General features: G+C 60.5%; 18 protein-coding genes. 15 read left to right on the top strand and 3 right to left on the bottom strand.

The genetic code is table 11. From position 1 onward, the window contains the following. Positions 1-7: 7 nt before the first annotated feature. Positions 8-2,146 carry an aldehyde ferredoxin oxidoreductase gene (locus tag DMP11_RS00525; RefSeq protein WP_123184541.1) on the bottom strand — a complete coding sequence of 713 codons (2,139 nt, stop codon included), beginning with the start codon at positions 2,144-2,146 and terminating at the stop codon, positions 8-10. A 285-nt stretch (positions 2,147-2,431) separates the two neighbouring features. Beyond that, the gene (locus tag DMP11_RS00520) at positions 2,432-4,102 is read right to left on the bottom strand and encodes a helix-turn-helix transcriptional regulator (protein ID WP_123184540.1); all 1,671 of its coding nucleotides are present in this window, start codon (positions 4,100-4,102) and stop codon (positions 2,432-2,434) included. Positions 4,103-4,326: 224 nt separating this feature from the next. Here DMP11_RS00520 and DMP11_RS00515 point away from each other — a divergent pair, with 224 nt between their 5' ends. Continuing rightward, positions 4,327-6,006 carry a YdhW C-terminal domain-containing protein gene (locus DMP11_RS00515; RefSeq protein ID WP_123184816.1) on the top strand — a complete coding sequence of 560 codons (1,680 nt, stop codon included), beginning with the start codon at positions 4,327-4,329 and terminating at the stop codon, positions 6,004-6,006. A gap of 125 nt (positions 6,007-6,131) precedes the next feature. On the opposite strand, the gene DMP11_RS00510 is transcribed toward DMP11_RS00515, so the two are convergent. After that, on the bottom strand, positions 6,132-8,270 hold the full coding sequence (locus DMP11_RS00510; protein WP_123184539.1) for an aldehyde ferredoxin oxidoreductase: 2,139 nt from the start codon (positions 8,268-8,270) through the stop codon (positions 6,132-6,134). A gap of 371 nt (positions 8,271-8,641) precedes the next feature. Here DMP11_RS00510 and DMP11_RS00505 point away from each other — a divergent pair, with 371 nt between their 5' ends. From DMP11_RS00505 to DMP11_RS00445, 14 genes are all read left to right on the top strand, one after another. Beyond that, positions 8,642-9,382 carry a 4Fe-4S binding protein gene (locus DMP11_RS00505; protein ID WP_123184538.1) on the top strand — a complete coding sequence of 247 codons (741 nt, stop codon included), beginning with the start codon at positions 8,642-8,644 and terminating at the stop codon, positions 9,380-9,382. A 51-nt stretch (positions 9,383-9,433) separates the two neighbouring features. Further along, positions 9,434-11,611, top strand: a complete 2,178-nt coding sequence (locus tag DMP11_RS00500; protein WP_123184537.1) for a molybdopterin-containing oxidoreductase family protein — start codon at positions 9,434-9,436, stop codon at positions 11,609-11,611. Next, positions 11,608-12,150: a 4Fe-4S dicluster domain-containing protein gene (locus tag DMP11_RS00495; RefSeq protein WP_214646974.1), complete on the top strand. Its 543-nt coding sequence runs from the start codon at positions 11,608-11,610 to the stop codon at positions 12,148-12,150. The genes DMP11_RS00500 and DMP11_RS00495 overlap by 4 nt, the downstream gene beginning before the upstream one ends. A gap of 5 nt (positions 12,151-12,155) precedes the next feature. Further along, positions 12,156-13,049, top strand: coding sequence for an NrfD/PsrC family molybdoenzyme membrane anchor subunit (nrfD, locus tag DMP11_RS00490; protein WP_123184536.1), 894 nt, complete (start codon positions 12,156-12,158; stop codon positions 13,047-13,049). 268 nt (positions 13,050-13,317) lie between these two features. Further along, complete coding sequence (locus tag DMP11_RS00485; RefSeq protein ID WP_183621449.1) at positions 13,318-15,240, top strand: NADH-quinone oxidoreductase subunit 5 family protein; 1,923 nt, start codon at positions 13,318-13,320, stop codon at positions 15,238-15,240. Positions 15,241-15,252: 12 nt separating this feature from the next. Continuing rightward, positions 15,253-16,125 (top strand): complex I subunit 1 family protein, encoded by an 873-nt coding sequence (locus DMP11_RS10470; protein WP_183621450.1) that lies wholly within the window; start codon positions 15,253-15,255, stop codon positions 16,123-16,125. Between the two features lie 10 nt (positions 16,126-16,135). After that, positions 16,136-16,579: an NADH-quinone oxidoreductase subunit B family protein gene (locus DMP11_RS00480; RefSeq protein WP_123184535.1), complete on the top strand. Its 444-nt coding sequence runs from the start codon at positions 16,136-16,138 to the stop codon at positions 16,577-16,579. Positions 16,580-16,587: 8 nt separating this feature from the next. Continuing rightward, positions 16,588-17,142: an NADH-quinone oxidoreductase subunit C gene (locus DMP11_RS00475; protein ID WP_123184534.1), complete on the top strand. Its 555-nt coding sequence runs from the start codon at positions 16,588-16,590 to the stop codon at positions 17,140-17,142. Continuing rightward, positions 17,142-18,230: a hydrogenase large subunit gene (locus DMP11_RS00470; protein ID WP_123184533.1), complete on the top strand. Its 1,089-nt coding sequence runs from the start codon at positions 17,142-17,144 to the stop codon at positions 18,228-18,230. The genes DMP11_RS00475 and DMP11_RS00470 overlap by 1 nt, the downstream gene beginning before the upstream one ends. Positions 18,231-18,236: 6 nt before the next feature. Further along, positions 18,237-18,596, top strand: coding sequence for a 4Fe-4S dicluster domain-containing protein (locus DMP11_RS00465; protein ID WP_123184532.1), 360 nt, complete (start codon positions 18,237-18,239; stop codon positions 18,594-18,596). Positions 18,597-18,739: 143 nt separating this feature from the next. Beyond that, positions 18,740-19,381 carry a CDP-alcohol phosphatidyltransferase family protein gene (locus DMP11_RS00460; protein ID WP_123184531.1) on the top strand — a complete coding sequence of 214 codons (642 nt, stop codon included), beginning with the start codon at positions 18,740-18,742 and terminating at the stop codon, positions 19,379-19,381. An 87-nt stretch (positions 19,382-19,468) separates the two neighbouring features. Continuing rightward, the gene (locus DMP11_RS00455) at positions 19,469-20,776 is read left to right on the top strand and encodes a phenylacetate--CoA ligase family protein (RefSeq protein WP_123184530.1); all 1,308 of its coding nucleotides are present in this window, start codon (positions 19,469-19,471) and stop codon (positions 20,774-20,776) included. After that, entirely contained in the window at positions 20,777-21,199 is a 423-nt protein-coding gene (locus DMP11_RS00450; RefSeq protein ID WP_123184529.1) for an ACT domain-containing protein, read from the top strand. Next, positions 21,189-22,619, top strand: coding sequence for a D-alanyl-D-alanine carboxypeptidase family protein (locus tag DMP11_RS00445; RefSeq protein WP_123184528.1), 1,431 nt, complete (start codon positions 21,189-21,191; stop codon positions 22,617-22,619). The genes DMP11_RS00450 and DMP11_RS00445 overlap by 11 nt, the downstream gene beginning before the upstream one ends. Positions 22,620-22,638 lie beyond the last annotated feature (19 nt).

Raw genomic sequence — 22,638 nt, 5'->3', positions numbered from 1 at the left:
TCTCAGCTTAGGGCAGCAGGCTCAGGCTAGCCAGCTCCTCCTTCACATCGGGCATGTCGTAGTACTCCAGGCACTCCACCGTGGGGCAGCCCTTTTCCTCATCCCAGCCGAAGCAACGGTACAGCATGGTGAGGCCGTTTTGGAAGTCCTCTTTGTCCTGCTTGATGGTGCCTTCGGTGAAGGGCTGCTTGTCGGGGTCCTGGGTGAAGGGCCACTCGGTGGGAACATCGTGGATGGCGCGCATCTCGATGCTGCCCATCTGGCCGTCGGCGCCCTTCATGGAGCGCACGGTGTTGGCGCGCTGCAGGGTCATGATCTTGGCGCCCGCCTTGTAGAGGTCGTCGGTGGTGACGTCCTGGCCGGTCACGGCCTTGAAGAACTTGGCCTCCAGGTCCAGGTCGCCGCGGTAGTTGCGAGCGGCGGTGGGACTCATGGTCATGGGCCACACCCAGTTGCACAGCGTCAAAGAGTCATGCAGCACGTCGGTGACGATGGACCACCAGGCGAAGTTGGCCTTGTGCTCGTTCATGGGGGTGTAGTTCTTGTCCTTGTCGATGGCGTCGGCGCCGCCCCACACCTCTTCGGCGATCTGCTGCTTCAGCTCGAAGGGCAGGCCGCAGCCCTGGAAGTTGACGGCGGAGTGAATCATGTCGTCGCGGTTGAACATCATGTTGTACAGAAGGCCTACCTGAGCGAAGCACTCATGGGCGTGGTGTACCGGCCAGCCGCGCACGTTGATGAGGGTGGAGGCGGGGTCGTTCCACCACTCCGGGTCGTTCCAGCGCTCGGTCCATACCAACGGACCGTAGGCCACGTAAGCCATCTCGTTGTCGTTGGCGGCAATGTGATGCAGCAGGGCCGGCACAATGGTGGGATCGTTGTTGGCGAAGGCGTCCCAATCGAACATCGCGTACTCTTCCGCCGGCAGCACGCGCTCGAACACGCCGGTGGCGTAGCAGTGGGCGATGTCGCGGTAGATTTGGCCGTAGTTGCACCACAGGCCCAGGTCGTCCATGGTGGAACCGAATACCTGGTCCCAAACCAGCGCGTCATCGCTCAGCGCCTGCACGGTGGTCTTGTCGCCCAAAATCTTAATCATGTAGTTGGTGAAGGGGAAGTTGGGCACGCAGGTGTTGCCGGTGATCTCGTAGCCGCCAGCGGCCTTGCTGGCGGGCACGCGCATGTCGGAGTAGCAGTGGATGGGACAGCTGTGACAACCGTCCATCTTGATGGTGTACTTCAGCGCCTCGGGGCCTTCGTCCTTAAGCGACTTCAGGCAGCGGTAGCCCACGGTGTTGATTTCGCCGGGCTTGGGCTCGCCGCTTTCGATGGCGCCGCCCTCGGCCAGCTCCCAGCTGGCGCCCTTCTGAGCGGTCCAGCGGCTGCCGGCATCGTAGTACTCGGCCCATTCCTGCTGGGTGGAGGGCACCACGTGGTTGTTGTTGGAGCCCACGATTTCCCGCAGCATATAGTCGGAAAGATCGGCCACCGCCTGGGGGTCGGCCACGTTCACCGGGCCGGTGCCCTCCACCACCAGCGCCTTAAGCTTCTTGGAGCCCATGATGGCGCCCAGGCCGGCGCCGGCGGAGTGGTTGCGGGAGTTGATCAGGCACGCGTAGGGCACCAGGTTTTCGCCCGCCTGGCCGATGGAGGCCACGCAGGCGCTGTTGCCCTCAAGCCGGTTCAGCGCCTCGGCCGTGGCACGGGTGCCCTGGCCCCACAAAAAGTCGGCCGGCTTGATTTCAACGTTGTCGTTCTTGATGCACAGGTACACGGGCGTTTCGCTCATGCCCTCCAGAATGATGCCGTCATATCCGGCCTTCTTGATGTTGGCGCCCAGCATGCCGCCGGTATGGGCGTCAACTACCTGATTGTCAGTGGTATAGGTGGACAGGAAGCTGATGGTGGTGCGGCCTGCCAGGGGCACACCGGATGCGGTGAGGGGCCCTACGGCGAACACGATCTTCGACTCTTCGGCGAAGGGGTCGGTGCCGGCAGGAACTTCGTCGTACATGATTTTGTTGGCGATGCCCATGCCGCCGATGTAGTCTTTGTAAGGCTCGGTCGGCTCGGTGGTGATGGCCCCGGTGGTCAGGTTAACGCGGAGAATCTTGCCCGCCCATCCATATGATTTTTCGTCAGCCATGGTGTTTCTCCTACTTGGTTCGTTCCCTTGAAATAAATCCGTTGCGTGAACTTGTTCCTAAAGGACATGTAAGCTTTTGGGAGGTCATGACTTGTCAAGCAGATCGAAGTTCTTTTCGACAGGCTACACAGTACTCTTTTTATTTATCGATTTTGGTTACAGGTAGATGCAAAAAGCGACAGCTGGTTCACAAGGACAACCGACAAGTTACAAACCCTATCGAAATCAGGCCATAAATTCACAGAGAGCCGTTATTTTCATGAAGCAATTGATGAAAAATTAGGCCTAATTAGTGAACGACTCCAGATAATCGATGATTTCCTGACGCGAATGAAGCTCGGTTTTCGCGTAGATGCGCTTTATGTGGGCATGGGCGGTTTCCGGACTGATAAACAGAGCATCGGCCACGCGTTTTTGAGTGTAGCCCTGGGCGTACAACACCAGTACCTCTTCCTCGCGCCGCGAAAGCAAAAACTGCCTCCCCATCTGGTGCACTTTCTCCTCAATGGCGGGCGTGCGCTCAAAAGCGCTCTCATCCGGAATGTCCAGGCCCATAATGCGCACGATGTGTGACCTCCAGTTTAGCGCCTCGTCATCGCTCAGCGCCGGCGCACAGGGCTCCTCCGCCTTGTGCGCGGACGCTTGGGCGGAAGTCTGCGCCAAGCCGTCTATCGTCTCGCGCAGGACAATTTCTTGGTTGATGGACATGAACTGAGTCTGCAACAGCTGGGCAGAAACCGCCGCCAAAACGGCGATCAACGCCACCATGAGCGGCGTGTCGACCGAGAACTGGTTGAACTCCACCAACGCCACTCGCGCCACGGCTCGCGAACCCAGCCAGATAATCCATCCAGCGCAAGCGTAATAATAAGGATCGCGCCAACCGGCGGTCATGAAGGCAATGGTGACATACCACACAAAGCCCACCATAAAGGCGTTCATGGCAGTTGCAAACACCGCGCCGTAATCAAGGCGGTCGGGCGCAAGCACAAAGACAAACAGGGCAAATAGGGCACACACCTCCATAAGCGTGAATGCCCCCACCGTGAACACCCGCTCTCGCCGATGCATAACGCAAGCCATCACCGCCACGCAAACGGCGATGACAACTCCCGCATAGGCAAGCCGGGTAAGAGGAGTGAAAGCAATGGGCAGCCCGTCGGGATAACCGCGCAAAAAGCCACTCACAACACCCATGGCTCCAATCCCTACGGCATTGGCGATAAGAAACCTCCTGCTTTCAATGGCCGACGCAGATAGGCCGAAGTAATCTGCGGGAAAGGAGTCCGAGTCGATGTCTCGGGAAAACGGGCGGCGGCAGGCTATCACCGCACAGGGAATCTGGGCCAGCGACATTAGCGCAGCCATCCCGAAATCAGTGGGAGCGGGAAGCAGGGCCGCAATATAGGTTAGCACCTCGCTTGCCGCCAACGCGCTGAACACCGTTACCGCGGCCGTAGCGCTGGCAGACCCCTTTAGGAAGCGCAACCAGTAGAACATGCACCCAGAACCGAAAAGCGTGCAGGCGGCACAGGCGAGCAGTTCCCATATACCGCCCATCAAGCCTAAATGACAAAGAACAACCAACGTCAACGCGCTTGCGACTTCACCCGCAGCGCAGGCAATGCCCAACCCGTTCACCGTGCGCTGCTCCAACTGGCCCTTCCAAAGCCACAGCGCTAAAAGCACCAGCAGCAACGCCGCCAGAGCTATGAGCATGGCCCCGTCGGTGAACAAGCCCTTGTCGCTACTCTCGTAGCTACCATAGGCGCCGGTCAAAATCCCCACTCGAGAAAACGCCAACCCAAGCGCTGCGGGCAGAAGAGTCGAATAGCGGGGCAGCTCCCGCAACAACGACTCGTTCTCGTTCCCCGCAGGGCTCGCCCCTTCGCGCTTCCCCTCAACTGCAAGCGCCGCGTCTGCGGGACCCGCGGCCCCTTCAGCCTCTTTCGCCACTGCTCTCAACCCCCTCGAAAGCCTGCGCTTGCATACTCTTGTCGATGTTCCCCCAAAACAGGGGAAGTCATACGATCGGTTTGCAAGATACTACTCTCTGTATCAGTTTGACTAAGGATTATTATCGCCATTTACACAGGGCCCGCCCTAAGATCAAAAAAACGTAACAAAGTGTTTTCATTGGCTGTTAAGGGACGGGGATGAAGCAAAAGAGGAGGCTATCTATGTCCGATGTGAGAGACGTCTTCTTCCAACCTGCCGATCGCGCGGTTATTCGCACGGCAGACGTATATCAAACCGAAATCGAATCGGGGGTGGAAGGCTATTCCGACACCTTGCTAGCTGTTGTGGCCAACTTCCGCAACAGCGGACGGCCCGAGGGATTCAACGCCCAGTCCATGGTGGGCAAATCCAAGCGGGGAGAGGTGGCGCTGCGGATATTCGCCGTCATCGACCCTGAAACCGACACAATCCAAAAGGCGGGGTTCAAAACACGAGGCTGCCTTGCCATGACCGCCGCTGCCAGCATCATCTGCAGCATGATAGAGGGAAAAACGTTTCCAGAAGCACTGTCCATCAGCGAAGACGATATCCGGAGAGCACTCGACGGGGTGCCCTGGGACAAAAGCTACACGCTCACGTTCGCCGTCGAAGCGCTGCGCGCTTTGTACGGCGACTGGCTGCAACGCAACGGAGCGGGGCTTACGCAGCTCAATGCCCTCGTGCCATGTGACACATATTCACCTGCCTGCCTGATATGCGAGCATTGCTCTTTGCGCAACAGTCGCACTGACCTCCTGGTTGAAGGGGTCGCCGCCGCGCAGAAGCGCAACCCTGCGGAAAGCAACGTTGCTGCACCATCCGATGACCGCACCTCGACTCTCGCCGGCATAGACCTATCGCTTTCGGCCGCATCAGCTGATGGCGGCGTCGATAATCCCGCCGACGCAGAAACGGAGCAGGCGCGTGAAGCCAATGCCAAGAACAGGGAGGTGCTGGAGCACAATGCCATCGCGCTTCTGCTCCAAGAGGTGCGGCGCGCCTCAGCCGACTCCCGCCTGTCGGCACCAAACGAGTGGCCGCTTCTCGATTTCTTCCCCGAACACCTCTCTTCAGAGGAGTTCGAAATGATGGTTTACGAGTACTTGGAAGAACACGGCGAGCCCCACGACATCCTCCAACCGGTGCAAAGAGGGCAAAAGGCACCGGAAAACCCCCATGTGAAATCGCGATTCCGCACTGCGAAGTCCGCTGTAGGGATTCCAAAGATACATCTTGCCATGACAAATCGGCCAAACGAGGAGCACCCGCCCATCGCAGCAGGCAAAACAGAAGAAGAACCGCTTTTTGAAAGCGCCTTGATGCCAGAAAATGAGAAGCCGAAGACACGGGAGGGCTACGTCGTAGACCCCGACACTGGCCTGGAAATTCCCCAAGGCTACCAGTTGAAGGAAATCGAGGGCGAACTTGCACTGGTAGCCGTAGAGGGCGCCGAAGCGTCACAGGCAATGGAAATAGACTGCAACGGTATTCGCGCATTAGTGGGTCGCCATAGCTACTATCTGTACGACCGAACCCGCATGACGGACGCCTTCGCCCGATGGGCGTTCCTGGCGGCCGAAAACGATCCTCTTGTCACCTTGGCGGAATGTACGCGTGAAGAGTGCCGCACCTACCCCAGGCCGTTAGCGGCAGATACGCTAGCCAACGCCCCCTTCCGCATGGACGCCAACACAGTGGCCACCGCTTTTCAGCAAATGCAAGAGTTTGAGGATTTCTCCGATATCGGACAAGTGAAAAACTCTATCGGGGAAACTTACTATTATTCCCGCGACCTTATGTCACGGGAAATGGCCGAAAGCCTGGCGGAATTCTACGGCGTGGAGCGCCCCGCCAGCGTGTAAAGCCCTTCCGCAGAAAGCCCCCCATCCTCCAAACAGAAAAAGAGCTGCCCCGCCAACGGGTGCGGGGCAGCTCTGCAGAGGGGAACAACCGCTAAGGGTATGCGTCAAGAGGCAAAAGTCCCGCCTCAAGGCAGCAGATTCAAACCAGCAAGCTCCTCCTTAACATCGGGCATTTCGTAGTAATCCAGACAATCTGCAGTGGGGCATCCCTTCTCCTCGTCCCATCCGAAGCAGCGGTACAGCATGGTGAGGCCGATTTGGATATCGTCTTTATCCATTTTGTCGGTGCCCTCGGTGAACACTGCCATGTCAGGGTCTTTCGTAAAAGGCCACTCGGTGTACACATCGTGGATGGCGCGCATCTCGATGCTGCCCATCTGGCCGTCGGCGCCCTTCATGGAGCGCACGGTGTTGGCGCGCTGCAGGGTCATGATCTTGGCGCCCGCCTTGTAGAGGTCGTCGGTGGTGACGTCCTGGCCGGTCACGGCTTTGAAGAACTTGGCCTCCAGGTCCAGGTCGCCGCGGTAGTCGCGGGCGGCGGTGGGGCTCATGGTCATGGGCCACACCCAGTTGCACAGCGTCAAAGAGTCATGCAGCACGTCGGTGACAATGGACCACCAGGCGAAGTTGGCCTTGTATTCGTTCATGGGGGTGTAATTCTTGTCCGGATCCAATGCGCTTTCATCGCCGAACACCTCTGCGGCAATCTGCTTTTTTATCTCGATGGGCAAACCGCACCCTTGCAAATTGACCGCGGAGTGAATCATGTCGTCGCGGTTGAACATCACGTTGTACAACATACCCACCTGTCCGAAGCACTCCTGGGAATGATGCACCGGCCAACCGCGCGGGCTAATCATGCACGAGGGCGTCTCATCCATCCACCCCTTGTCATTCCAGCGCTCCGTCCACACATAGGTGCCGTGGCCAATGTAGGACAGTTCGGAATTGTTCATGGCAATCATGGTAAGCAACTGAGGCATGAGGGAAGGGTCATTGTTTTTGAATTTTTCCCAGGGAATGGCGGCGTACTCTTCGGCCGGCAGCACCCGCTCGAACACGCCGGCGGCATAGCAGTGGGCAATGTCGCGGTACAGCTGGGCATAGTTGCACCACAGCCCCAAATCGTCCACCACCGAACCCATCACCTGGTTCCAACGCAAGCTTTCCTCGGTGTTGTCCTTCACGGGCGTGTTTTCCTCACCGAGGATTTTAATCATGTACTTAAAGGGGAAATTAGGCACGCAGGTGTTGCCGGTTATCTCATAGCCGCCGGCATCCTTGCTGGCGGGCACGCGCATGTCGGAGTAACAATGGATGGGACAACTGTGGCAACCGTCCATCTTAATGGTGTACTTCTCCGCCTCAGGACCATCGTCCTTGGTGGTTTTCATGCAGCGGTAACCCACGGTGTTTATCTCTCCGGGTTTGGGCTCGCCGGTTTCGATGGGCCCGCCTTCTGCCAGCGCCCAATAAAGATCCTTTTTGGCGGTCCAACGACTGCCCTTGTCAAAGTACTCGGCCCATTCCTGCTGAGTGGAGGGCACCACATGGTTGTTGTTGGAGCCCACCACTTCTCGCAACATATAGTCCGAAAGGTCCGCTACCGCCTGAGGGTCGGCCACATACACCGGTTTCGTGCCGCGCACCGCAAGAGCCTTGAGGTTCTTGGATCCCAGCACAGCACCAACGCCGGCGCCGGCAGAGTGGTTGCGGGAGTTGATGATGCAGGCATAGGGGAGTAGGTTCTCGCCCGCGGGGCCAATGGCGGCAATGCAGAAATCATTGCCCTCCATGCGGTTGAGCGCTTCGGTGGTGGCGCGGGTCCCCTGTCCCCACAGCTGGCCGGCGGGCTTGAGGGCCACAGTATCATCACTTATATATAGGTATACCGGCGTATCGGCCTTTCCTTCAATCACTACCGCATCGTAGCCGGCCTTTTTGACGTTGGCCCCCAGCATGCCGCCAGTGTGGGCGTCTACAATTTGATGGTCTTTGCTGAAGGTGGACAGAGAGGAAATGGTGGTGCGCCCAGCCAGCGGCACACCGGTTGCAGTCAGGGGCCCTACGGCAAATACCACTTTGTTTTCCGGGGAAAGCGGATCGGTGCCAGCGGGCACCTCGTCGTACATGATCTTATTGGAAAGCCCCATGCCGCCGATATAGCTTTTATAGGGCTCAGTGGGCTCAGTGGTAATGGAGCCCGTAGTAAGGTTGACGCGGAGAATCTTTCCCGCCCATCCAAATGATTTCTCGTCAGCCATGATTTGCCTCCTCATTGGCTTTTTGCCTTGGAAATAATTCGTTGCGTGAACTCTTTCCTTAAAGGACGCTACTTCAGCGGAGGTAACAACTGAAGGCTACCGAGCCATCATGCCCCTGGCAGCTAAGCCCTTGTACCCTCCTTGAGGGTAATCGTGTTACCAGCATGTTTCGCAGTCAACGAAAATGCAGTGGTATCTTTCAAGAAGTTAACGAGAGGGGAAAACCCCCTGAAAAAGGGGATGGTGCTTCTCTATGCCATCTTCATAATATTTATCGTTGCGTGAACTGAATAAAGGACAGTTGCTTTCGGGGAGCCGAACCAAAGGATCAACTATTCTCACAAATCCAATTAGTGAGGGGAGCAACTAACATGTCCGAGAACACCTTAGACAACAAGCCCTTCGAGCCGAAGGACGAGCCCGAGACGGCCGCTGCCGAAAGCACTCCCGCCGAGCAGAAACCGAAGCATCAAGTGACCCGTCGCCAAGTACTCGCCATGTGCGGCTGCGGCGTTGCCGGCCTGATTGCTGGCGGGGTCCTGGCCAGCTGGGGCGTAACCGAGAGATCAATTGCTGCCGGACGCATTGACATACGCACCACACCCACCAAGATGATCGTGACCGATCGCGCCCGTTGCTCGGGCTGCCAGCGCTGCGAAATGATGTGCACGCTGAAGAACGACGGTTACGTTGACCAGTCCATCGCCCGCGTGCGCGTGTGGGACAACTATTACTGGGGCGAAGGCGCCGATACCGGCGATGGCGCCCTGGGCGATGGCACCGGGGCCTGCGAGTTCACCGTTGAGCACTGCAAGCAGTGCGACGACGCCGCTTGCATGAACAACTGTCCCGTGCACGCCATCTACTGCGACGAGGACACCGGCGCCCGCGTCGTGAACGAAAAAGCCTGCATCGGCTGCGGCCTGTGCGCCCAGGCGTGCCCCTGGAACATGCCGCGCATCAACTCTCAAACCGGCACCTCCACCAAGTGCGTCGCCTGCGGCCGCTGCGCCGTGCAGTGCCCCAACGGCGCCATCCAGTTCGTTGACTGGCAAGACATCGCCCAGAAGGCCATTGACCAGGGCGTCGTGCGCACCGTGACCCTCGTGTAGGCCGCTTGTGTCCCTGAAACATCGCGAACCTACCAGTTGAGAGGAAAAATCATGTCACAGAACACACTTACGCGGCGCGATTTCGTAGCCGCAGGCGCTGCATGCGCCGCCATCGCCGGCGGCGCGGGCGCCCTTAGCTTGGGAAGCTGGTCCCCGGCCTTCGGCGAAGACGACGCGCCGGCGAACGCCGTCCAAAAGATAACCCTCTGCGACGGCTGCGGCAACAAGTGCGCGTTCACCGCCTACACCGTCAACGAGAAGTTCTGGCGCGCCATCGGGTGCGTGGGCTATCCCACCTCCCACGGCTTTTTGTGCGGCCGCGGCCAGGGCTACGCCTTCCTGTACGCCAACGAAAACCGCGTGAAAACGCCCCTGAAGAAAAACGGCAGCGGCGACTTCGAGGAAATTTCCTGGGATCAGGCGTGCCAGGAAATCGGCCAGAGGCTCACCGCTGCAGACCCTGGCAAAATTGCCCTGTACCAAAGCCGCGGCAACTCCACCTTCTACCCCAAGCGGCTGATGGCCGCCCTGGGATCGGCTAACTGCTATTCCGACGCCGCCATCCGCGATGCCGGAATCACCGCCACCATCGAGGGCATCTCCGGCGCGTATCCGGCACCGGACGTGGCCAACGCGAAGTACATGGTGATGCTGGACAAGTCCACCTACGACGGCATGCGGCCGGCTGAAATGGCCGAGTTCGCCAAGATGGTGGAAAACGGCGGCCATGTGGTGCTGGTGGACTCCCGCGAAACTTCCTTCGGCCGCATTTGCGACGAGTGGATTGGCGTGAAGCCCGGCACCGAGCTGGCATTTCTGCTGGGCGTTGCCGGCGAGCTGGTACGCACCGGTCACTACAACAAAGACTTCGTAGCCGCCAACGCAAACGGCTTCGACCAATTTGCCGCCGCCATGAAGGGCTACACCCTTGATTGGGCAGCCGAGACGACCGGCGCCGAAACCACCCAGATTTCTCAGGTGGCCGCAAACCTGTGGGCCAATGCCCCCGCGGCTTTCGTGGACATGCCCTGGGCCGGCACGCTGGGCAGCGGCTTTGCCAACAGCGCCGACACGGTGCGCATGATCTACCTGATCAACGCCATGCTGGGCTGCTTCAATCAAAAAGGCGGCTGGCTGTTCCCCGACGCCCCCTTCGTCTCCGACGAGATGCTGGCGGAGAAGGGCATTCCGCAACTGACCACCGACGCCCCCATTATCACCTACGCCGACGCTCCGCTGGTATGGGGCGACAGCATCATCGCCGCTTTCGAGCAGATGCAGGCGGGCAACCTCACCCAGATGATCGTGGTGGAGGGCAACCCGGTGCTGGACGTTTCCAACGGCAACGGCGTGAAAGAGGCGCTGGGCAAGCTGGATTTGCTGGTGGTGCTCGATTCCTTCATGACCGAGACTGCCCTTCTGGCCGATTATGTGCTGCCGCTTTCCACCTTCCTGGAGCGCACCGACACCATCGTCACCGCCTCTGGCGCCAACGCCGTTGCGGGCTTGCGCACGCCGGTGCTGACCAATACCGAAGTTGACGGCAAGTCCATTCCCGACGCCATTTGCGCCCTGGCCGCCGGCGCCGGCCTGGAAGCCGCGTTCCCCTTCACTTTGGACGACTACAACCGCGCCAACGCCGAGCTGATGGGCATCAGCTACGAGGGCCTTCTGCGGGAAGGCATCTCGGCCATCCCCGGAAGCGACGCGCAACTGGGCACCATGCCCCACCTGCGCACCGCCTCCGGCAAGATCGACTTCGCCAGCCCCACCTTCGAGGCGGCCGGACTTTCCGCCGTTCCCACCTGGACCTCTCCAGCAGTGGAAGCGGTAAACGGATCGCTGCGGCTGATGGTGGGCCAGGAAGTGGTATTCCAAGACACCTTCTGCGACGCCAGCCCCTACCTGATGACCCTGGCCGAGAAGTACCAACTGCAGCAGGCCTGGGTAAACAGCGACACGGCCGCGGCGCTGGGCATCGCCGATGGCGACACAGTGGAGGTTTCCTCACCCCAAGGTTCGCTCACGGTGCCGGCAAAGGTTACCGAGCTGATTGCCCCCAACGTGGTCTGGATGCCGGCCCATTTCGGCTCCATCTACGGCCAAGCGGAAGGCACCCCGCTGTTCGGCGCCGCCCCCAAACCCCTGATCGCCTGGCAGCTTGAACCGGGCACCGGCGCGGGGATGATGAATGAAACTGCAGTCACCCTGAAGAAAGTGGGTGCATGATGACCCGTTACGGAATGCTCGTTAACACGAGGAAATGCATTGGGTGCTACGCCTGCCGCGAGGCTTGCCAGCACCAGAACAAGCTGTTGGACAACGAGCCCTTCATCCGCTACGAAGAGCGGGTAACTGGCAAGTTCCCCACCACCGATGTGGAAATGGTGCCCATGCAGTGCATGCAGTGCACCGACGCCCCCTGCGTCAGCGTGTGCCCCACCGGAGCCTCCCACATCGGCCCCGACGGCATCGTGGTCATCGACCATGGCCGCTGCATCGGCTGCCTGTACTGCATGGCCGCCTGCCCCTACCAGCTGCGCGTGCGCAACGAGGAAACCGGCGCCGTTGACAAGTGCCGCTTCTGCGTTGCGGCTGTGAAGCCGGGAGAGGCCGCGTCCAACTGCGTGTCCGCCTGCCCCATGGGGGTGCGCACCTTCGGCGACCTGGACGATCCGGAATCCAATGTTTCCCGGGAAATCCGCGCCACCGGGGCAAAACCCCTAGTCGAAGGCCTTACCGAGGCCGCCATCTATTACGCGAGGTGAGAGAGATGACTTATGAACCCATTTGGGGCGGTATCATCGCCTGGTATCTGTTCCTGGCCGGTTTGGGCGGCGGTGCCTTCATCACCTCCGCGTTTCTGAAGTGGACCAAGCCGGAGGCCACCACGATGCGCCGCATCGGCCACATCGTAGCGCCGGTGGCGGTGTGCATCGGCCTGGTGCTGCTGATGTTCGACGCCAAGGCGGGCTTTCTGAACCCGCTGCGCTTCGCGCTGCTGCTCAGCAACTTCGGGTCGGTCATGACCTGGGGCGTGGTGTTCCTGGCCGCCTTCACCATCATCGCCCTCATCGTGCTGGTGCTGGACCTCATGAAGAAGTCCGTTCCCAACTGGCTCGACATCGTGGGCGTAGTGGCCGGCGTGTGCGTGGCCATCTACACCGGCGTGCTTTTGGGCGTGTGCCAAACCTTCCCGCTGTGGAACAACGCCCTGCTGCCCATCCTGTTCTTGGTGTCGGCCCTTTCCACCGGCGCCGCGGCGGTCATCGCCATCGGCATCCTGGTGAAGCCGCAGGAATTCAACGAGATCGGCCTGCTGAAGAAGACCCACTACGCCCTGCCCGCCATTGAGATTTTGCTGGCGGCCTCGCTGGTGTTCATCACCGCCCACACCAACCAAGCCGGTTTCAACTCCATCATGAACCTCATCGGCGGCCAGTGGGGCGCCTGGTTCTGGATCGGCTTCGTGATCGTTGGCCTCTTGGCCCCCACCATCATCGAAACCGTTACGCTGTTCTTCTCCTCGCCGCAGTTCGAGGAGGGGGCGACGGCCCGTTGGCTTTCCTTTGCCTCTGACGCCGGCGTGCTGGTGGGCGGCTTCCTGCTGCGCTACTTGGTCATCGTGGCGGCGCTTCCGCTGACCATGGTGGTGCCCATGCTGTAGCGGCCTTCGCGCACAACGCCCCGTCGTATGCCCCCCACCGCGAGCGGCTCCCTTTGCCAGACAGACGGCAGGGGAGCCGCTTTTGTTTACCCTCTTACCGAGCAAACCAAAGTAACGCCGCAGGCCCGAACGCTCGGGCGGCCCCCCTTTTGCTAGAGTTGAGGCCAGGGATGGCCTTCTCGACTGCCGGATTCGCCCGGTTTTCGCCAGGTTTTGCATCTGGCCACTCCCAACCTGAAGGCATATATATGTAAGGAAAGGAGGGGCCGTGGCTTTTATCGGATTTCTCATCCTGTTCCCGCTTTTGGCAGCCGTGGCGCTGTTCTGCGTCCGGAACAACGAAGCGCGAAACGTCATCGTCGTTGCTTCCGCCGCCGTCATCGCTGTGGCTTCGGTAATCTTCGTCGTTTCCAACCTCGGAGCGGGCTTCACCCCCTTCGAGTTCAGCTCGGAAGCGCTGGATTTCGTGTGCACCGGCATCAGCACGGCCATCGTGGCCATCATCTTGGCTTTCTCTTGGAAGTACAAGAACGTTCTGGCCGCGGTGCTCGCCTGCGTGCAGCTGGTGGCAGTGCTGGCGCTTGAGTTCGCCTTCCCGCTGGAGATAGAAGTGCCCTATGGCCTGTACTTCGACTCCCTCTCGCTGTTGATGACCTTCATCATCGGCGTGGTGGGCTCGGGCATCTGTGTGTACGCCATCGGCTACATGGAAGACTTCCAGACCCATCAACCGGAAGGGGAGGCCGACCGGCGGCCTCTGTTCTTCGGGCTGATGTTCCTTTTCCTCTCCGCCATGTTCGTCATCGTTTTCTCCAACAACATGGAATGGCTGTTCACTGGCTGGGAAATCACCACCCTCTGCTCGTTTTTGCTCATCGGCTTCACCCGCACTCCCGAAGCCATCACCAACGCCTTCCGCCAGATTGTCATGAACTTGGCCGGCGGCATCGGTTTCGTGGTGGCCCTGTACTGCTGCGCGTTCATGGTGGGCACTTTCTCCTTCTACGACTTTTTGGTCATCGGCTGCCAGAACCCCGCCATCGCAGCCGCGGCCGTCACGGCCCTGGCCTTCGCCGGCATAACCAAAGCGGCCCAAATGCCCTTCCACACCTGGCTTTTGGGGGCCATGGTGGCGCCTACCCCCACCAGCGCCTTGCTGCATTCCTCCACCATGGTGAAGGCGGGCGTGTTTCTGCTGGTAAAGCTGGCGCCCATCTTCATGGTGTGCCCGGTGCCCTCCCTCATGGTTATCATGGTGGGGGCCATCACGTTCTTGCTGTGCTCGTTCATGGCCATCTCCCAATCCAACGCCAAGCGGGTGCTGGCTTACTCCACCATCGCCAACCTTGGCCTGGTTACCGCCTGCGCCGGCGTGGGCAGCCCTGAAGCGGTATGGGCCGCCTGTTTCCTCATCCTGTTCCACGCGCTGGCCAAGAGCCTGCTGTTTTTGTGCGTGGGCACCGCCGAGCATCACATCGGCTCCCGCGACATCGAGGACATGGACCTGCTGTTCGAGCGCATGCCACGGCTGGCCCGCTTCATGATGGTGGGCATCATGGGCATGTTCATCGCCCCCTTCGGCATGCTGATCGCAAAATGGGGGGCACTCGTGTCCTTTGCTCAGGCAGACCAAGTGGCCCTCATCCTCATACTGGGCTTCGGTTCGGCCGCCACGTTCATGTTCTGGGCCAAATGGCTGGGCAAGCTGGCGGGCATCGCCGGTCAGCCGGAAAACGTCGAGCTCACCGTTCACAAAAGCGAGTGGGCGTCGCTTCTGCTGATGGTAGTGCTGCTCATCTGCGGCTGCGTGGCGCTGCCGCTCATTTCCGCCGTTTCCGTCGAGCCCTACATCGTTTCGGTGTTCGGCGTGCTGGGGCAGGACATCTCCACTGACAACCTGTGGCTGGCGGCCATCTGCGCGGCCGTGGTGTTCATCGCCCTGTTCGCCGGGGCCGGCCGCAGCAACTCTAAACAGAAGAAAGTGCCGGTGTACCTGGCCGGCGTCAGCCGAAACGACGATACCCGCGCCTTCCAGAACGCGCTTTCCGGCTCGAGCGAGGCGGTCACCCGCAACTGGTACCTGGAGGCGGTGTTCGGCGAGAAGCGCATCGCCCCCATTGGCACGGTGTTCAATTCGGTGCTCATGGCCGCAGCATTCATCATGGTGCTGCTCGGCGTTGGCGTGATGTAGGAGGGAACAACGATGACCTTGATTCAAATCCTCATTGCCACCGTCGTATTCGCCGTGCTGGCACCGGTGATCGGCTGCTTTCTGGCGGGGCTCGACCGCATCATCTCCGCCCGCATGCAGGGGCGCGTAGGGCCGCCGCTGCTGCAGCCCTACTACGACGTGCGCAAGCTGTTCGAAAAAGAAGATGCGGCGGTTAACACCTCCGAGCGAGTGTACGTGGTGTGCGCCCTCATCTTCGCCGTGCTCTCCGGCGGCATCTTCTTCGGCGGCGGCAACCTGCTGCTGGACGTGTTCACCATCACCCTTTCCAGCCTGTTCTTCATCATGGCCGCCTATTGCACCCGGTCTCCCTACGCCGAGATGGGGGCTGCCCGCGAGACCATCCAGGTGATGAGCTACGAGCCCATGGTGCTGTTCATGGCGGTGGGCTTCTTCCTGGCCACCGGCAGCTTCGATGTGAGTGCCATCGCCGCCGCCCCCGGCGGGCCGGCCATCGGTAAGATTATCCTCATCTTCTTGGGCGTGCTTTTCATCCTCACCATCAAGCTGCGCAAGTCTCCCTTCGACCTTTCCATGTCGCACCACGCCCATCAGGAAATCGTGCGGGGCATGACCACCGAGATGAGCGGCCCCACCCTGGGGCTTGTGGAGATCATGCACTGGTGCGAGACGGTGCTGTTCTTGGGATGGACCGGCCTGTTCTTCCTGTGGGGCAATCCGGCTTCGTGGATTTTGGCCCTGGTGGTGGTGGCGCTCGTGTTTTTTGCCGAGATTTACATCGACAACAATTTCGCCCGCGTAAAATGGCAGTTCATGTTGAAATCCTCTTGGCTGGTGGCCCTGCTGGGCGGCGGCATCAACATGGCCTTCCTCATGCTGGTATAGGAGGTACCCCATGGCTTTTGCTTCCAAATCCCCCTGGGTGATCCACTACGACGGCTCCAGCTGCAACGGCTGCGACATCGAGGTGCTGGCCACCTTGTGCCCCGGCTTCGACGGCGAGCGTTTCGGCGTGGTGAACACCGGCAACCCCAAACATGCCGACATATTCCTGGTAACCGGCTCGGTGAACGAACGCAACATCGAGGTGGTGCGGGAGATTTACAACCAAATGCTGGAGCCCAAAGTTGTGGTGGCCTGCGGCATTTGCGCCTGTACCGGCGGCATCTTCAGCGACTGCTACAACGTCATCGGCGGCGTTGACCAGGCCATTCCGGTTGACGTGTACGCACCGGGCTGCGCTGTGCGCCCCGAAACCCTCATCGACGCCATCGTGGCCGGCGTGGAAGTGCTGGACCAAAAGTCCAAAGCGCTGGCCGAGGCGAAGAAAGGAAAGTGAGAGCGCCCATGAAATACACCACTCAATTTACGACCATCCCCGCAGACAGCCTCAGCGAGACCGTGGCCGCCTGCAAGCAGCGGCAATGGCGCTACGTGCAAACGCTTGCCGTGAACGGGGAAGAGGGCATCGACCTCATCTACTCGTTCATGGACATGGCAACCGGCCTTCTGGAGAACTACAAGGTGGAGAAGCTGGCGAAGGGCACCCATATGCCCTCCATCACCGGCGACTTCCTTGAGGCCTTCGTGTGGGAAAACGAGATCCACGACCTTTTCGGCATCAACTTCGACGGCATCGCCATCGATTTCCACGGCGCCTTCTACGCGCTGGCCACCCCCGAGCCCATGACGGTGATTTCCCCCGCCCAGAAAGCGGCCCGCGAAAAGGCGGCCAAGGTGGCTGCGGCCAAGGCGGCAAAAGAGGCCAAGGCCAAAGTAGGACAGGGCGCTGCCGCCGACGACATGGAGGCGAAGCTGGCGGGCATGGACCCGGAAAAGGCCGCCAAAGTGCGCGCCGCCATGGAGGTCAAAGCGGCCAAGGCTGAAAAGGAGGAGAAGTAATGGGAAAGGCAACGGTAATTCCCTTCGGCCCGCAGCACCCTGTGCTGCCCGAGCCCCTTCACCTCGACCTTGTGGTGGAAGACGAGAAGGTAGTGGAGGCCATCCCTCAGATCGGGTTCGTGCACCGCGGCCTTGAGAAACTGGTGGAAACCAAGGACTACAACCAGTTCGTTTACGTGGCCGAGCGCATCTGCGGCATCTGCGCCATGGGCCACTCGCTGGGCTATGCCGAGACGGTAGAGCAGCTGATGGGGGTAGAAGTTCCCAAGCGCGCCCAGTACCTGCGCGTCATCTGGCACGAGTTGTCCCGTATCCATTCTCACATCCTGTGGCTGGGCCTGGCAGCGGACGCCTTCGGCTTCGAGAGTATGTTCATGCACTGCTGGCGCCTGCGGGAGCGGGTGCTCACCCTGTTCGAGAAAACCACCGGCGGCCGCGTCATCCTTTCGGTGGTGTGCGTGGGCGGCGTGGTGCGTGACATCGACGATGCCCAGATGGCCGAGGTGATCTCGGTGCTGGAAGGCATCACCGACGAGTACCTGCAGATCATGAACACCCTCATTTCCGACTACTCGGTGAAAAACCGCACGGTGGGAGTGGGCTACCTTTCCCACGAAGACGCCCTGGAGCTCTCCATGGTGGGCCCCTTCGCTCGCGCTTCCAATGTGAACTACGACGTGCGCCAATTCGGCAAGGGCGCTTACGGCGACCTCTCCGATTTCCAGCCCATCCTTTCCAACGAGGGAGACTGCTACGGCCGCGTGGTGGTGCGCTGCAAAGAGGTGCTTCAATCCATCGACATCATCAAAGAGCTGGCGGCGAAGATGCCCGCCGGCGACATCGCCGTGCCGGTGAAGGGAGCCCCTGCCGCCGATGCGGAAGCTTGCAACGTACTGGAGCAGCCCCGCGGCGAGTGCTACTACTACGCCCGCGGCAACGGCAGTAAGTACCTGGAGCGCATGCGCATGCGCACGCCCACCAGCCAAAACATTGCTGGCATGGTGAAGGCGCTGGATGGCTGCGATTTCGCCGACGTCAACATGATTGTGCTCACCATCGACCCGTGCATCAGCTGCACCGAAAGGTAGGTTTCTGTGACTTCCTTCAAGCTGGGGGGTATGACCTTTGGATCGCTGTTCAAAAAGCCGGAAACCTGCCAGTACCCGGCCGAGAAAAAAGAGGCACCGGTCGGCTTGCGCGGCCACATCGTCATAGACGAGGACAAGTGCATTCTCTGCGGCATCTGCCAGAAGGCCTGCCCGTGCGACGCCATCAACGTGGACCGCAAGGGGCGCATCTGGGCCATCTACTCCTTCCACTGCATCCTGTGCGACTCTTGCGTGCGGGCGTGCCCAAGGCAGGCGCTGTCCACCTCTCCCGACCTCAAGTCCGTGACTACCGGCAAGTTCGAGAGCGTGTCCTTCATCCCTGACCCCAAGGTCGACAAAGCGTAAAGGCAATTGCGGCCCGTCCCGTCCGCCCTTAAGCTTCGCTACAGTTTTGTAATGAACAGTGAATCGCCCCTAATATGGGCGATTCACTGTTAAAATGCCCTTTTGCATGTAATGGGGGGACCAAGGAGCGAGATTCTTTTCGTATGAGCGAACACAGCCAAGAAATTGTCACCAATAAAGTTCTCACCATCCCCAACGTTATATCCTTTATTCGCCTTTGCATGGTGCCCGTGTACCTGGTACTGCTGCTGAACGGCCAAAACATCGCCGCTGCTGCAGTGTTCGCCGCGGCCGCCACCACCGATTTCTTGGACGGCCAGATAGCGCGGCGCACCCATACGGTTTCCAAGCTGGGGCAACTGCTCGACCCCGTAGTGGACCGCGCCCTCATGGTGGTGGGCGTTTTGGGGGTTTTCCTGGTGGGACGCGTTCCTTTATGGGTCATCGTGCTCATCGTGGCCCGGGACGCCCTGGTGGTGGGGGGAGGGGCTTGGCTCCTGTTCAAGAAGTCCATCCGAATCCCTGTCATTTACCCCGGCAAGTTCGCCACCACCTTCCTTTTCATCGGATTTGCGGCCCTCATTCTCAATTGGCCCTTGGTGCCGGGGCTGGGGCTGTGCGACCTCTCCTGGCTGCCCGGCTTTAACGGGGAGGCGGTTTGTTGGGGCATTTGGTTTATTTACGCCGGCCTGGCGCTGTCTATCGGCACCACCGTCTACTACGCGAGGGCTGCTCTTGCGGCCCTCGCCCAAAAGCAGCCCAACGCCGGCTCCAATCGCCCGTAAATGGGATAGTCTTTCCCTGTGCCGAAATTCAGGGTTTTCCCTGCGCTCGGCAGCAGTTGCCATCACCTCACGGAAGGATGCCCCCAGGTGTACTACCAACCCGAAATTGAAACCATGCCCCGGGACGAACTCGCCCAGCTGCAACTGCAGCGCATGAGGGAGTCATTCGAGAATTGCTACCAGAACGTGGAGCTGTATCGCCGCCGTTTCGACGAGCTGGGGGTGAAACCGCAAGATTTGGCCTCCCTGGAGGACCTTACCAAGTTCCCCTTCACGATTAAACAGGATTTGCGGGATGCCTACCCCTTCGGCATGTTTGCCCGAAAGAACAAGGACGTAGCCCGCATCCACGCCTCGTCTGGCACCACTGGGCAGGCCACGGTAGTGGGGCATACCGCCGCCGACCTGGAGAACTGGGGCGATTGCTTCGCCCGCGGCATTGCCATGGTGAACGGCGATGCCAATTCCACCATCCAGGTTTCCTATGGCTACGGTCTGTTCACCGGAGGTTTGGGGGCCCATGCGGGCGGCGAGGCGATGGGCTGCACCGTCATCCCCACCTCTTCGGGCAACACCAAGCGCCAGGTGCAGATGATGAAGGACTGCGGCACCGATATTCTGGCCTGCACCCCTTCCTATGCGCTGCTCATAGCCGACACCGCCATCGAGATGGGTTACAACCCGGCAGAAGAGTTCCAAATCTCCGCCGGCATCTTCGGCGCCGAACCGGCTTCCGAGAACATGCGCCAGGAAATCGCCGACAAGCTGGGCATCCAGTACTGCGACGTGTACGGCCTTTCGGAAGTGATGGGGCCCGGCGTTGCCATGGAGTGCGCCGAACGAGGCGGCCTGCACGTGGCCGAAGACCACTTCTACTGCGAGATCATCGACCCCGAAACCCTTGAGCCGCTGCCGGACGGAGAGTGGGGCGAGCTGGTGATCACCACCCTTACCCGCGAGTGCACCCCGTTGGTGCGCTACCGCACCCGCGACGTCACCCGCATCGTTTCGGAGCCCTGCGCGTGCGGGCGCACCCATCGCAAGATCGACCGCTTCCGCGGCCGCACCGACGACATGCTCATCATCCGCGGCGTGAACGTGTTCCCCTCGCAAATCGAGCAAGTTATCACCACGTTCCCCGAGATCGCCACTCAGTACCAGATCATCCTCACTACCAAGGGCCCGCTCGACCACGTGGAGCTGCGCGTGGAAACCGAGCCGGATTTCCCCATCGACGAGGTGCGGCGCCTAGAAGATCTGCGCAATCGCCTGGCGGCGGAACTGAAGAGCAACCTGCAAGTGAACGTGGATATCAAACTGGTGGAGCCCAAGACCATCGAGCGGTCGGAGGGCAAGGCGAAGCGCGTCATCGACCTTCGGGAGGCGAAGAACTAAATGATTACCCAAGTCACCATTTTCCTCGAAAACGACAACGGCCGACTGGCCGAAGCGGTACGGGTCATCTCCGACGCCGGCCTGAACATGCGCGCCCTGTTCCTGGCAGACACCGCCACGTTCGGCCTGGCCCGCATCTTCTGCGACAAGCCCCAGGTGGCAGTGGAGCAGCTGACGGCCGCCGGCCTGCGCGCCTCGGCCACCTCGGTAGTGGCGGTGCGTCTTCCCGACCAGCCGGGCGCCCTGGCCCATCTGTTGGAATTCTGTGACAGCCGCCATTTCTCCATAGAGTACGGCTATTGTTTCACTGTGGATGACGGAAGCGCCATCGACGTGCTGAAAATCAACAACCCCGAAGTTGAGGAGGCCCTGGTGGAGGAGGGCTTCGCCCTTGTCTCCCCGGAAGAAGTCTATGACCTGTAACCTTTCTGACAATGTTTCTGCCAAGGGCGCGCGCTTTTTTGCGGGCGCCCTTGCCCTTATGCTCGCGGTGGCCCTGTGCCCTGGCACGGCATGGGCCGACGTGCGCTCCAGCGACGTCATCACGGGAGCCACCGTGGAGATGCGCGGCCTGCCGGAGGACGAGTGCCCCTCCATCGATGCCGAGTACGCCTGTCTGATGGCAGAAGACGGCACTGTGCTGTTCGAACGCAAAGCCGACGAACAGGTTCCCATCGCCTCCATTACCAAAGTGATGACCGCGCTGGTGGCACTGGAGAACGCGCCGTTGGATACCCGCGTCGAAGTGAGCCGCTACGCCGCCTCGGTGGGGGAGTCTACCGCTGGGCTGCAAGCGGGGGACGTGATGACGCTCGACCAAGCCTTGAGCGCCTTGCTGGTGCCCTCGGGCAACGACGCCGCAGTGGCCATCGCCGAATCAGTGGGGGGGGTGCTGCTGCAAAACGGCGCAGCGGCAGGAGGGGCGGACGGGTCCGCCAACAGCGACGAGGGCACGCCCTTCGCCGCCTTCGTGAACGCCATGAACGAAAAGGCGCAGCAGCTGGGCATGACCGAATCGGTTTTCGCCAATCCCCATGGGCTTGACATGGGGGACTTCTCTGACGAGATGCACTGCAGCGCTCGCGACGTGGCCCTTCTGTGCCAAGCGGCCATGAAAAACGAAACCTTCCGCACCGCGGTGGACCAGGCCACGGCCAACGTGGCCGTCACCCGCAACGGCTCCCCAGCCACCATCACCCTCCAGAGCACCGATTTGCTGCTGGGGGTGTACGAAGGGGCCTGCGGCATCAAAACCGGCTACACCTCGGCGGCAGGCCCCTGCTTTGCCGGCGCCTGCCAGAAGCCGGACACGCTGCTTTTGGGCATCGTGCTGGATTCCGCTTCGGAAGAACAGCGCTTCGACGACGTGGTGAACCTCTACGACTGGTACTCCTCCCACATCGTTTCCTACACGCTGGCCCAGTCGAACACCACCACTACCGCCACCCTGAGCGGCGAGACGGCCACCGTGCCGGTGGTGGCCTACGCGCCGCTGGCCGCCTGGATCGACAAGACAGTGCCCGTCACCTTCGCCGACCCGGCCGCCGCCGTAGACGTTTTCGCCTTCGACGGCGAAATAGAGCAAACCTTCACCTTCGACGACATAGAAGGCGAAGTGACCGCCGGGCAAGTGGTGGGGCAGGCCATCTTCTACCAAAACGGGGAACTGCTGGCCAAGCAGGATCTCATCGCCTGCGAGAGCGTTCCCGCCCCGGATTTCTTCGAGGGGCTGGGCATTTGGTTCCAGCGCTTCATCGCCGGCTTCACCGGCACCACCCTTGAGGCCAGCGCCTCGGTAATCAACCAAATCAAGCCCGTAACCCCCGCCGCAGCCGCGGCTTAAAGCCCGCAACCCCATAAGG

The sequence above is a fragment of the Parvibacter caecicola genome (assembly GCF_003725335.1).
Lineage (GTDB): Bacteria > Actinomycetota > Coriobacteriia > Coriobacteriales > Eggerthellaceae > Parvibacter > Parvibacter caecicola.
The sequence above is the reverse complement of the archived record's forward strand: the minus strand, read 5'-3'. Positions and strand labels throughout refer to the sequence as shown.

What these genes read in the sequence shown, in the direction of transcription:
- DMP11_RS00510 (WP_123184539.1), bottom strand. Translation starts at nt 8,270, where the DNA reads ATGGCTGACGAGAAATCATTTGGATGGGCGGGAAAGATTCTCCGCGTC.
- DMP11_RS10470 (WP_183621450.1), top strand. Translation starts at nt 15,253, where the DNA reads ATGACCTTGATTCAAATCCTCATTGCCACCGTCGTATTCGCCGTGCTG.
- DMP11_RS00450 (WP_123184529.1), top strand. Translation starts at nt 20,777, where the DNA reads ATGATTACCCAAGTCACCATTTTCCTCGAAAACGACAACGGCCGACTG.
- DMP11_RS00515 (WP_123184816.1), top strand. Translation starts at nt 4,327, where the DNA reads ATGTCCGATGTGAGAGACGTCTTCTTCCAACCTGCCGATCGCGCGGTT.
- DMP11_RS00525 (WP_123184541.1), bottom strand. Translation starts at nt 2,146, where the DNA reads ATGGCTGACGAAAAATCATATGGATGGGCGGGCAAGATTCTCCGCGTT.
- nrfD (WP_123184536.1), top strand. Translation starts at nt 12,156, where the DNA reads ATGACTTATGAACCCATTTGGGGCGGTATCATCGCCTGGTATCTGTTC.
- DMP11_RS00445 (WP_123184528.1), top strand. Translation starts at nt 21,189, where the DNA reads ATGACCTGTAACCTTTCTGACAATGTTTCTGCCAAGGGCGCGCGCTTT.
- DMP11_RS00505 (WP_123184538.1), top strand. Translation starts at nt 8,642, where the DNA reads ATGTCCGAGAACACCTTAGACAACAAGCCCTTCGAGCCGAAGGACGAG.
- DMP11_RS00475 (WP_123184534.1), top strand. Translation starts at nt 16,588, where the DNA reads ATGAAATACACCACTCAATTTACGACCATCCCCGCAGACAGCCTCAGC.
- DMP11_RS00460 (WP_123184531.1), top strand. Translation starts at nt 18,740, where the DNA reads ATGAGCGAACACAGCCAAGAAATTGTCACCAATAAAGTTCTCACCATC.
- DMP11_RS00495 (WP_214646974.1), top strand. Translation starts at nt 11,608, where the DNA reads ATGATGACCCGTTACGGAATGCTCGTTAACACGAGGAAATGCATTGGG.
- DMP11_RS00480 (WP_123184535.1), top strand. Translation starts at nt 16,136, where the DNA reads ATGGCTTTTGCTTCCAAATCCCCCTGGGTGATCCACTACGACGGCTCC.
- DMP11_RS00470 (WP_123184533.1), top strand. Translation starts at nt 17,142, where the DNA reads ATGGGAAAGGCAACGGTAATTCCCTTCGGCCCGCAGCACCCTGTGCTG.
- DMP11_RS00500 (WP_123184537.1), top strand. Translation starts at nt 9,434, where the DNA reads ATGTCACAGAACACACTTACGCGGCGCGATTTCGTAGCCGCAGGCGCT.